The organism is Amycolatopsis sp. NPDC054798 (genome assembly GCF_053611505.1).
On the sequence record NZ_JBSHAM010000168.1, the window covers coordinates 1 to 10,679 of the forward strand.

The following is a 10,679-nucleotide window of genomic DNA, read 5'->3' on the forward strand; positions in this document are numbered from 1 at the left end:
CAGCGGCTGGCCCCGGCCCGCGGCCGGTCCGGGGCTCCTTGTGGAATTCTCTTTCCCTCAAGGAGCCCTTCACGGACCTCCACCGCACCGGACCCCGCCAACGTCCGGCCCACGCCCGGCTCCGCCACGCGCCGGGGCATGGCGGGTGACAGACTTCACGGCAAGCGCTGGTTGAATCCCACAAGGCGGATGGGTTAAGGACCGGGTTCTCCGGCGGGTCTTTGGAGGTTTCCTCCAATAACGCCGCGCGGACTTGGTGACCGCCCGCATCTGAAGCACCGACCGGTCCCGTGGTCTCATAGACAGCGTGACAGTTGCAGTCCTCTCCCCCGGCCAGGGTTCCCAAGCCCCCGGCATGCTCGCTCCGTGGCTCGAGCTCGACGGCGCCCGCGCGCGCGTCGAAGAATGGTCCGCCCGCTCCGGGCTCGACCTGATCCGGCTCGGCACGGAAGCCGGCGCCGAGGAGATCCAGGACACCGCTGTCGCGCAGCCGCTGATCGTCGCGCTGTCCCTGCTGTCCTTCGAGCAGCTGCCGGTTCCCGGCGACGCTCCGGTCGCCGGCCACTCCGTCGGCGAACTGGCCGCCGCCGCGATCGCCGGCGTGCTCACCCCCGCCGACGCGGTCGCGCTCGCCGCGGTCCGCGGCGCGGAGATGGCCAAGGCGTGCGCGCTCGAACCGACGTCGATGGCCGCGGTGATGCTCGGCGACCCCGAGGAAGTCGCCGCGTGGCTGGAAAGCCAGGGCCTCGCCGCCGCGAACCGCAACGGGGCCGGGCAGATCGTCGCCTCCGGCTCCGCCGCCGCGATCGAGCGGATCATCGCCGAGCCGATGGAGGGCACGAAGATCCGTGCGCTCAAGGTGGCCGGCGCCTTCCACACGCCCTACATGGCCCCCGCGGAAGACGCCCTGCGCGAGCACGCCGCCGGTCTCTCCCCGGCCGACCCGACGCGCCCGCTGCTGTCCAATGCCGACGGTCAGGTCGTCACGAGCGGCGCGGAATACCTGCGCAGGCTCGTCGCACAGGTGACCCGCCCGGTCCGCTGGGACCTGACCATGGACGGGCTCGTCTCGCTCGGCGTGGACCGCACCGTCGAACTGGCGCCCGCGGGCACCCTGACCGGACTGGTCAAGCGGCAGCTCAAGGGCGTCGTCACCACTACCACCGCGCTGAAGTCGCCTGCCGAGCTGGCGGCGCTGCGCGAGGAGGACGCCCAGTGACCGCCCGCCCCACCCTGCGCCTGACCCAGGGCGCGCCCGCCGCCCGCATCCTCGGCTTCGGCAGCCACCAGCCGGACCGGATCGTCACGAACGACGACCTGTCGCAGGTCATGGACACCAGCGACCAGTGGATCCGCGACCGCGTCGGCATCATCGAGCGGCGGTTCGGCGAGAAGGACGAGGTGCTGGTCGACTACGCCGTAGCCGCCGGGACCAACGCGCTGGCCGACGCGGGCGTCGATCCGTCCGAAGTGGACACGGTCATCGTGCCCAACTGCACCATGCCGTCCCAGATCCCGAACGCGGCCGGGCAGGTCGCCGCGCGGATCGGCGTCCCGGCCCCCGGCGCGTTCGACCTCAACGCCGCGTGCGCCGGATTCTGCTACGGCCTCGGCGTCGCCTCCGACCTCGTCCGCGCGGGCTCGGCGAAGAAGGTCCTCGTGATCGGCGCGGAGAAGCTCACCGACGTCGTGGACCCGACCGACCGCGCGAACGCGATCATCTTCGCCGACGGCGCGGGAGCCGCGGTGGTCGGCGGGTCCGACGAACCGGGCATCGGCCCGGTGGTGTGGGGCAGCGCGGGCGACCTGGTCGACCTGATCTACATGCGCGACCACCGGTGGATCTTCCAGGAGGGCCAGTCGGTCTTCCGCTGGGCGACCACGCAGATCGCGCCGATCGCGTTGCGCGCGCTGGAAGCCGCCGGGCTGCAACCGTCCGATGTGGACGTGCTGGCCCCGCACCAGGCGAACCTCCGGATCGTCGAGTCGATCGCCAAGAAGCTGCGCGCCAAGGGGGCGCGCGAGGACATGGTGGTGGCCGACGACATCAAGTACTCGGGCAACACCTCGTCCGCCTCGATCCCGATGGCGCTGGACCACATGCGCAAGGCGGGAACGGCGAAAAGCGGCGACGTGGTGCTCGCGGTCGGCTTCGGAGCCGGGCTTTCCTATGCGGCGCAGGCGTTCGTCCTGCCCTGAGCGATACTTCCCCCGCGGGCGCCGTGCCCGCGAGCGGACCTCCAGAAGAACCGAGAAGGGAACAACACCGATGGCTGACAACACTGAGATTCTCGCCGGCCTCGCCGAGATCGTCGAAGAGGTCGCCGGCGTGGCTCAGGACGACGTCACCGCCGAGAAGTCGTTCGTGGACGACCTGGACATCGACTCGCTGTCGATGGTCGAGATCGCCGTGCAGGCCGAGGACAAGTTCGGCGTCAAGATCCCGGACGACGAGCTGGCGAACCTGAAGACCGTCGGCGACGCGGTGAACTACGTCTCCGCCAACTCGAAGTAAGTCCTCTTCGTACCCGGGCCCCGGTCCGGAGCCGACCTTGGGGAGACTCCCATGAGCAACATCGACGTCGTGATCACCGGAATGGGCGCGACCACGCCGCTCGGCGGGGACGTCGCGTCCACCTGGGACGGTCTGCTGGCCGGCCGCAGCGGGATCCGCACGATCGAGGCGGACTGGGCGGCGGAGCTGGACCTGCCGGTGCGGATCGCGGCACAGCTCGCCGTCGAGCCGACCGACATCCTGCCCCGCGTGCAGGCCCGCCGGCTCGACCGGTGCGAGCAGGTGGCGCTCATCGCCGCCCGCCAGGCCTGGGCCGACGCCGGGTTCGCCGAGCAGACCGACGAGCACACCGACGTCGAACCGGAACGTCTCGGCGTTTCGATCGGCACCGGGGTCGGCGGGCCGGTGACCCTGCTGACCCAGAACGATCTGTTGCACCAGCAGGGTCTTCGCAAGGTGTCGCCGCTGACCGTGCCGATGCTGATGCCGAACGGCCCGGCCGCGCACGTGGGCATCGACCTGAAAGCCCGCGCCGGGGTGCATTCGCCCGCGTCGGCGTGCGCGTCCGGGGCCGAGGGCATCGCGAACGGCTTCGAAATGATCCGGTCCGGCCGGGCCGACGTGGTGGTCGCGGGCGGTTCCGAGGCGTGCATCCACCCGATCACCGTCGCCGGGTTCGCCCAGGCCCGCACGGTGTCGACGCGCAACGACGACCCGGCAGCGGCGTCGCGTCCGTTCGACGTGAGCCGCGACGGCTTCGTGCTCGGCGAGGGCTCCGGCGTCGTCGTGCTCGAGCGGGCCGACCGCGCGAAGGCCCGCGGGGCGCGGATCTACGCGAAGCTGGCCGGTTACGGCCTGACGTCCGACGCCTACCACATCACGGGCAACCACCCGGAGGGCATCGGGCAGATCGCGGCGATGCGCGCGGCGATGGCGATGGCCGGACTGTCCCCTTCGGACGTCGGCCACGTGAACGCGCACGCGACGTCCACTGTGGTCGGTGACATCGGCGAGGCGGCCGCGATCCGGTCGGCGGTCGGCGAGCACCCGGTGGTCACCGCGCCGAAGGGCGCGCTCGGCCACCTCGTCGGCGGTGCGGGCGCGGTCGAGGGCATCGCGACGATTCTCGCGCTGTACGAGGGCATCGTGCCCGCGACGCTGAACCTCACCGAACTGGACCCGAAGGTGCAGCTCGACGTCGCGGCCGGGGAGAACCGCAAGGTCGAACTCGCGGCGGCGCTGTCCAACTCGTTCGGTTTCGGCGGGCACAACACCGCGCTGCTGTTCACGCCGGCGAACTGAAGTCCCTTTTGACGGCGAAGGGCCCCCGCGGAGTTTCCGCGGGGGCCCTTCCCGTTTTCGCCGGAGTTTCGCCGGTCAGCACGCCTCGCGTTCCGCGGCGGAGCCGTCGACGGTGTCGATCCGGTACGAGTTGTGCTCGTATTTCATCGGCAGCACCAGCCGCCAGCGGATGCACTTCTGCTGGAAGTCGACCGGGGCCTCGTTGAGCGACTGGGTGCTGGTGAACCCGACCAGCGCCCGCAACGTGCCCTGCGCGCCCGGTTCGATGCGGTACAGCGTGATGTCGACGTCCTTCGTGGACTGGAAGTTGCGGTGCCAGTCCGTTTCCGGAGTTTTGCTGCGGCGCGCTTCGCTGACCGTCTCGGTCCAGGCGTCGTAGTCCTTCGCGTTGAGCGCGTTGAAATAGGCCTGCAGCACGGTGCGGACGGCATCGTCCTGCGGGTGGTTCTCGGCGTCCGGGGTGACCCCGACCTGGACCGAACCGGTTTTGCCGGGAAGTCCGCCGCTGGTCGCGACGGGCGGGACGATGCCTTCGCCGTCGGCAGGGCGCGGCGATTCGGGGCGGCGGTACAGCTCGCGGGCGAGCAGACCCCCGGCGACGGTGATGGACAGCACCACCACGAGCACGGGGATCAACCACCGCTGACGGGACGGCGGGGCCGGGTGAACGCTCACCCGGGTGAGGGTACCGCCCTCGCTCACCCGACCTGGTGCAGCCAGGTGACCGGGGCGCCATCGCCCGCGTGCCGGTACGGCTCGAGCGCCTCGTCCCAGGCCGCGGCGAGGAGTTCGTCCAGTTTGTGCGCGAGGGTTTCGCCGCCGCGGGTCATGCTGACGAGCGCGCGCAGCTGGTCCTCGCCCACGACGATGTCGCCGTTGGCGCTGGTGCGGCCGTGCCAGAGACCCAGTCCGGGCGCGAAGCAGAACCGCTCGCCGTCGACGCCGGCGCTGGGTTCCTCGGTGATTTCGAAGCGCACCATCGGCCACGCCTTGAGCGCGCCGGCGAGTTTGCCCGCGGTTCCTGCGGGCGCGCTCCAGCTGCATTCGGCCCGGAGCTGTCCCGGACTGGCCGGCTGGGCCGTCCACTTCAGCTCGACCCGGGCACCAAGGGTGCCCGAAATAGCCCACTCGACGTGCGGACATACCGCAGACGGCGACGAGTGGACGTACACCACGCCTCGGGTGCTGCCACGGGTGCTCACTGCTGACCTCCGCTTGTTCGACGAGGGACGTCTTCCCCTACGACCTCTCGAACCCTGCGCAGGTTGCGTAGCCTCCACGGCAGTTCCCGACCTGTGTAGCACATTCTGCACCCCAACCGTGCTGTTTGGCCACATGAACACCACAAGTCGCGACGGACGACCCATTGTGGTGAGCCACGCCGACGCGAGGGCGCGGAGCACGGTTCCGGCGGCCCGGCACGCTAGCGTGTGGCACCGGAAACGCTGCGGATTCGACGGGAGAATTTCGGTGCGACTGGTCCGTCTCGGGCAGCAGCCCTCGCGCGTCGCGGAGGACGTGCGGGCCGCACTGGCCTCCCTCGGCCGGGGGAGCACGGTGATCGGCGGCGTCGCGCTCGTCGGCGCCCGCCCGACCGGAGACCGTCCGGTCGAGGCGGTGGTCGTGCTGCCCGCGGGCGTGCTCGTCGTCATCGGCGTCGACCTGCCCGACCCGGCCCTGCGCCTCGAAGCCCCGCTGAGCGGTCCGTGGAAGGCCGACGGCTGGCCGCTGGTCCACGGCGACGACGTCAACCCCGCCACCGAAGCGCTCGATCTGTCCCAGGAATGCGAACGCCGCATCGCGGAACTCGGCGGCGGCCCGGTCGGCACGATCGTGGCGGTCGGCCCGTACGTCGAGACGGTCGACCAGCCGCCGGGCGATCTCGCGGGCCCGGTCCGGGTCCTGCACCCGACGCCGACGACCATGCTGGCGGCGACGGTCTCCCTGGCCACCGCCCGGCATCCGCGGTCGGTGGACCAGGCGAGGGCGTTGATCGCGGCGCTGGCTCCGGACGCGCCGGAGCTTTCGGACGAGGTTTTGCGCGGGGAAGGGTTCGTCCGGTTCGCCGACGACATTCCGGTTCCTCCTGGGCCCCGGGCTCCGCAGGGCAGCGGTTTCAGCGGCTCGGCTGCTGGTGCTGTCGGCGCTGGGGCTGCGGCGGGGTCTGCTGTTGCGGCGAGCGCGGTCGGCACTGCGGCTGACTCCGCCGGACGGAGCGCTGGAGCCGCGACGGCGAGCAGTTCGGCTGCGATCTCGGCGGGGCCTGGCGTTGCCGGGCCAGGTGCGCCAAAGGCTGACTCTGTTGGAACCACTGCGGTTGGATCCGGTGCTGCCGCTTTCCACGCGACGAGGCCCGGCGCTGCTGTGCCTGAGGCGGCCCGAACTGGTGCTGCTGCGCCCGACGCGAAGAGTTCCGGGGCCAGTGCGACTGAGGCGGCTCGTGCCGGTGCCGCCGCGCCTAACGCGGCCAGTCCCGGTGCCGCTGCGCCCGCCAGCCCTCTCTCCAAGGGCGGCGAGTCAAGCGCGGCCGCTCCCAACGCACCTGGGTCTGGTGCCGCAACCGCTCCCCCGGCTGGAAAGGCCGCCGCGAACACCGCCCCCTCCAGCTCGGGACCGCAGACAAGCCCGGCAGGCACCGGAAACACCCCGGAGCTTCCCGTCTTCCCCGGCGCCAGCAACGGCACCACTGCCCCGGCAGGCACCGGAAACACCCCGGGGCTCCCTGTCTTCCCCGGTGCCAGCAACGGCACCACCGCCCCGGCGTCCGCTAGCTCCACAGCATCGAAGGCTGCTGCTTCCCCCAGCACACCTTCCCCCAGCACCCCTTCCCCCGCACCGAAATCCGCCGTTCCCCCGGCTCCCGCGCCTCGGCCGAAGATCATCGCGGTGCGCCCGCCTCGGCCGGAAGTTCCGTCGAACGAACTGGACTCGCTTTCCGAAGCGCCCACCGAGTCCACGGACCCGCCCGAGGCTCCGACCGAGAAGATGCCCTCTCCGGCGAAGCCTGGACGTCCGCGCGCGGCCGTTCCGCCGGTCGTGCCGGTGGCTGCTCCCGGGCCGAGCAGTCCCCCGCTAGGCGCGCCCCAACCGGCGCAACCGACGGGCGCACGGCCCGAACCGGCCGCCGGAGCTGGAGCGGCAGCGGGAGCAGGGCCGAACACTCCGGCCGGGCCTGGGAAACCGGCCTCCCGGACCGTCAAATGGGTGCCGATCGCGGCGATCGTCCTGCTGGTCGCCCTGGTGGTGTCGGCGATCGTCGTGGCGACCAGCGGCGACGACACCGCTGCCGCGCCGCCCGCCAGCAGTGCGCCGCCGCCCAGCAGCGTGCCGAGCCTGGCGCCGATCAGCGTCAAGTCGAGCGCCCCGCCAGCGCCGACTCTCACCTTCGAGCCCCGGGCGAGCAGCGCTGACCAGAAGTGCGCCTCGCACGCGTTCGGGGACGTCCAGGCGAGCCTTCAGCAGACCAGCTGTTCCGCGGTCCGCCGCGCGAGCTACACGGCGCTCGTGGACGGACGGCCTGCCGCGGTCACTGTCGCGGTGGTCGAGTTTTCCGATGCCGGGCAAGCCGATCGCCTCAAGCAGATCGCCGACAACCCGGGCGGCGGCGGAATCCTGGACGTCGCCACGGAGGCCGGCAAGTGGCCTTCGGGCCCGCCGCAGTTCGACGGCGCCGCCTACGCCAGCAAGGTCGACGGGAAGGGCGTGCGGCTCGTGCAGGCGGTCTGGCAACCCGGACCGTCCACTGCGGACGATCCGGGGCTGGCCCGCGCGGCGAAAGGCGCGCTCGACTTGCAGCTGCCGTCCTGAGCCGGTGGCTCACTGCCAGCCGTTCTCCAGCAGGTCGAACGCCACGTCGACGTACCGCGGCGGGTCGTCCGAGCGCTCTGCCAGCGAGGCCGTCTCCAACGCGAAATGGGCCAGCACAGCGCATCGCGGATCGTCCTCGGGCGCACCGGTTTCCGCCGCGATCACTCGGCTCAAGGTGTGCTCGTGCCCCATCCACATCTTGTGCCAGTACTCCGCGAGCGCGGGCGTTTCCCGCACCAGCCGCAGCAACGGGGCGGCCTCCGCGCGGATGCCGGACGTCGCCCGCCGATGGATGTGCGCCCGGAGCGCCGCCAGCACCGACGTGCCCGCCGGCCGGTCGCGGACCGCCGAGACCAGCGCCTCGTCCACCTCGGGTTCCCGGTCGAAAACGAGAGCTTCCTTCGTCGGGAAGTGCTTCATCAGCGTGGTGGTGGACACGTCGGCGGCGTCGGCGATCTCGCGCACGGTCACCTGGTCGTAGCCGCGCTCCAGGAACATCCGCAGGGCAGCGTCGGCCAGCGCCTGGCGGGTCGCCGCCTTTTTGCGTTCACGCCGGCCGGGAGCGGGGGCACTGGTCATGCCCCGACGCTACCGGACAGCGGCCCGGATCAAAGGCCGTAAGCCTCCAGCAGCCGCAGCCACACCTCGCTGATCGTCGGGAACGCGGGGACCGCGTGCCACAACCGGTCCAGCGGCACCTCGCCGACGACGGCGATCGTCGCGGAATGCAGCAGCTCCGCGACGTCCTGGCCGACGAACGTGACGCCCAATACGACACCGCGTTCGGTGTCCACGACCATGCTCGCCTTGCCCTGGTACCCATCGGCGTGCAGGGAGGAACCGGCAACCGCGATGTCGATGTCCACCACTCGGTCCGCCGAACCATCGCGCGCCTCGGTCAGGCCGACCGACGTCACCTCCGGGTCGGTGAACACCACTTGCGGCACCGCGTGATGGTCGGCGGTCGCGCTGTAGCGGCTCCACGGCTCGGTCGAGATCTCCTCGCCGCGGGCACGCGCCGCGACCGAGTCCCCGACGACCCGGGCGGCGTATTTCCCCTGGTGGGTCAGCAAAGCGCGGCCGGTGACGTCGCCCGCGGCGTACAGCCAGCCACCCTCCACAGCGGACACCCGGCCGCTTTCGTCCACCTGGAGCGGGCCGTCGGTGGGCAGGCCCAGCACGTCCAGGCCGATCGTGCTGGTCGCGGGCGCGCGGCCGGTGGCGACCAGCAGCTCGTCGACCACGATCTCGTCGCCGCCGGAGAGTTTCAGCCGCGTGCCACCGTCCACAACGGACACTTCGCTCAGTCCGGAGTTCGTGTGCACGCGGACACCCGCCTCGCGCAATCCGTCCAGGACCAGGTCCCCGGCGAACTCCGGCAGCCGCGGCAACGGGCGTTCGCCGGTGATCACAAGGTCGACTCGCGCGCCGAGCCGTGCCCACGCCTGCGCCATTTCGACGCCGACCACGCCGCCGCCGAGCACGCCGAGCCTCCCCGGCACCTCGGTCGCCGACGTCGCTTCCCGCGAACCCCACGGCTTAATGGTGTCCAGACCCGGAATCCTCGGCGTGCGCGGGACGCTGCCGGTGCACACGATCACCGCGTGCCGGGCGGCGAAAACGCGGCCGTCGTCGAGAGTGACTTCGCGCTCACCGGTGATCCTGCCGTAACCGCGCACGGGTTCGATGCCCGCGCCGCGCGCCCATTCGAACTGGCCGGAGTCGTCGCCCTTGCCGGTGAACCAGTCGCGGCGCGCGAGCACCTTCTCCGGATCGAGCGCGTCGCCGACCGGCACCCCGGGAATCCGCTTGGCCGCGGCGAGCAGGTTTCCCGGGCGCAGCAACGCCTTGCTCGGGATGCACGCCCAGTACGAACACTCCCCGCCGAACCGTTCGTGCTCGACGAGTGCCACCTTCAGCCCGCCCTTGGCGGCCCGTTCGGCGGCCACTTCCCCGACCGGACCCGCCCCGATGACCACGACGTCGAAAGTCTCTGCTGCCATGGGCACAGCGCACACCACCGCGCAGGTTCGCGCAAGCCTGCCGCTATTCTCGTACCAGAGCTGCAAGAAACCGGCGGCACCGCGAAATCCGGGTCGTCGCCGTGCCGGTTGCACGCACGACCACGATCGAGCACGGGAGGCTCCCATGGCGAGGAACACTGCTGTCCGCACTCTGGACGACCTGACCGGCGGACGAGCGGCCGAGACCGTCGCGTTCGCGCTGGACGGAGTCGAGTACGACATCGACCTCGGCACCCGCAACGCGACCGCGCTCCGGCGGCTGCTGGAGCGCTATGCCAAGGCCGGCCGCCGCACCGGCGGACGGAAGCTTCGGCCGCGGCTGGTCGCCGGGGCGAAGAAGGCCGAGGCCAAGCCCGCGGCGGAGAAAGCCGCGGCGGCGGGCGGAAAAGCCATTGCTGGCAAGAAGACTGCTGCCGCCGGTTCGGCGCGGGCCGCGAAAACCGCTCGAACGGGTGGCGCGACCGGGACCGCGAGCCGGGCCACGGGCAAGGCCGCGTCCGCGGCGCCGACGAAGGCCGCTGCGACCAAGACCACGGCCAAGTCTGCGAAGTCCGCCGCGGCCAAGCCGACGAAGGCCGCGGCGGTCAGTTCGGCGAAAGCCACTGCGGTCAAGCCGGCGAGGAGCACGGCGGCCAAATCGACGAAGGCCGCTGCGGTCAAGAACCCCTCCGGCAGCACGGCGAAAACCGCGACCGCCAAGGCCGCGTCCGCGAAGGCAGCCCCGGCGAAAACCACCGCTCCGGCACCGGTGAAGGCGGCCTCGGCGAAAACCACCGCTCCCGCGCCCGCGAAGGCGACCCCGGCGAAAGCCGCCGTTTCCGCGAAGACCGCACCGGCGAAGGCAACTCAGGCGAAGACCTCCGCACCCGTGAAGACCGCCACTCCGGCACCGGCGAAAACCACTGCGCCCGCCACGACCGCACCGGCGAAGTCCGCCGCCAAGCCGCGCCGCCGGGCAGCCGCCGCGGTGCCGCCGGTGCTGTTCTCCTCCTCCGGCAGCTGATCCCGTTCCGTGAAGGGCTCCTTGAGGG

Annotated in this window: 9 protein-coding genes and 1 pseudogene; 6 read left to right on the top strand and 4 right to left on the bottom strand. The window is 71.7% G+C overall.

What is annotated here, in order from left to right; genetic code table 11:
• The first annotated feature begins 307 nt into the window (after nucleotides 1-307).
• The 4 genes from ACWGIC_RS43400 (at nucleotide 308) to ACWGIC_RS43415 (ending at nucleotide 3,817) form a co-directional block, all read left to right on the top strand.
• On the top strand, nucleotides 308-1,219 hold the full coding sequence (locus ACWGIC_RS43400) for an ACP S-malonyltransferase (RefSeq protein WP_452081783.1): 912 nt from the start codon (nucleotides 308-310) through the stop codon (nucleotides 1,217-1,219).
• The gene (locus ACWGIC_RS43405) at nucleotides 1,216-2,199 is read left to right on the top strand and encodes a beta-ketoacyl-ACP synthase III (protein ID WP_452081784.1); all 984 of its coding nucleotides are present in this window, start codon (nucleotides 1,216-1,218) and stop codon (nucleotides 2,197-2,199) included. Before ACWGIC_RS43400 ends, ACWGIC_RS43405 begins: the two co-directional genes overlap by 4 nt.
• 70 nt (nucleotides 2,200-2,269) lie before the next feature.
• A complete protein-coding gene (locus ACWGIC_RS43410; protein WP_037820481.1) occupies nucleotides 2,270-2,515 on the top strand; it encodes an acyl carrier protein in 246 nt (81 codons plus the stop codon).
• A gap of 51 nt (nucleotides 2,516-2,566) precedes the next feature.
• On the top strand, nucleotides 2,567-3,817 hold the full coding sequence (locus ACWGIC_RS43415; protein WP_452081785.1) for a beta-ketoacyl-[acyl-carrier-protein] synthase family protein: 1,251 nt from the start codon (nucleotides 2,567-2,569) through the stop codon (nucleotides 3,815-3,817).
• 75 nt (nucleotides 3,818-3,892) lie between these two features.
• Here the strand turns inward: ACWGIC_RS43415 and ACWGIC_RS43420 are convergent, their stop codons facing one another.
• Together ACWGIC_RS43420 and ACWGIC_RS43425 are read right to left on the bottom strand one after the other, a co-directional pair.
• Nucleotides 3,893-4,492 (bottom strand): hypothetical protein, encoded by a 600-nt coding sequence (locus ACWGIC_RS43420; RefSeq protein ID WP_452081786.1) that lies wholly within the window; start codon nucleotides 4,490-4,492, stop codon nucleotides 3,893-3,895.
• Nucleotides 4,493-4,515: 23 nt separating this feature from the next.
• A complete protein-coding gene (locus ACWGIC_RS43425; RefSeq protein WP_093576929.1) occupies nucleotides 4,516-5,019 on the bottom strand; it encodes a DUF3145 domain-containing protein in 504 nt (167 codons plus the stop codon).
• A 268-nt stretch (nucleotides 5,020-5,287) separates the two neighbouring features.
• Between ACWGIC_RS43425 and ACWGIC_RS43430 the strand changes: the two are divergent.
• Nucleotides 5,288-5,896, top strand: a pseudogene (locus tag ACWGIC_RS43430) (hypothetical protein); the annotation flags it as partial.
• A gap of 1,737 nt (nucleotides 5,897-7,633) precedes the next feature.
• On the opposite strand, the gene ACWGIC_RS43435 reads toward ACWGIC_RS43430, so the two are convergent.
• Nucleotides 7,634-8,203, bottom strand: a complete 570-nt coding sequence (locus tag ACWGIC_RS43435) for a TetR/AcrR family transcriptional regulator (RefSeq protein WP_452081787.1) — start codon at nucleotides 8,201-8,203, stop codon at nucleotides 7,634-7,636.
• A gap of 29 nt (nucleotides 8,204-8,232) precedes the next feature.
• Nucleotides 8,233-9,627: a dihydrolipoyl dehydrogenase family protein gene (locus ACWGIC_RS43440; RefSeq protein WP_452081788.1), complete on the bottom strand. Its 1,395-nt coding sequence runs from the start codon at nucleotides 9,625-9,627 to the stop codon at nucleotides 8,233-8,235.
• Nucleotides 9,628-9,772: 145 nt separating this feature from the next.
• On the opposite strand from ACWGIC_RS43440, the gene ACWGIC_RS43445 reads away from it, so the two are divergent.
• Nucleotides 9,773-10,651: an Lsr2 dimerization domain-containing protein gene (locus ACWGIC_RS43445; RefSeq protein WP_452081789.1), complete on the top strand. Its 879-nt coding sequence runs from the start codon at nucleotides 9,773-9,775 to the stop codon at nucleotides 10,649-10,651.
• Nucleotides 10,652-10,679 lie beyond the last annotated feature (28 nt).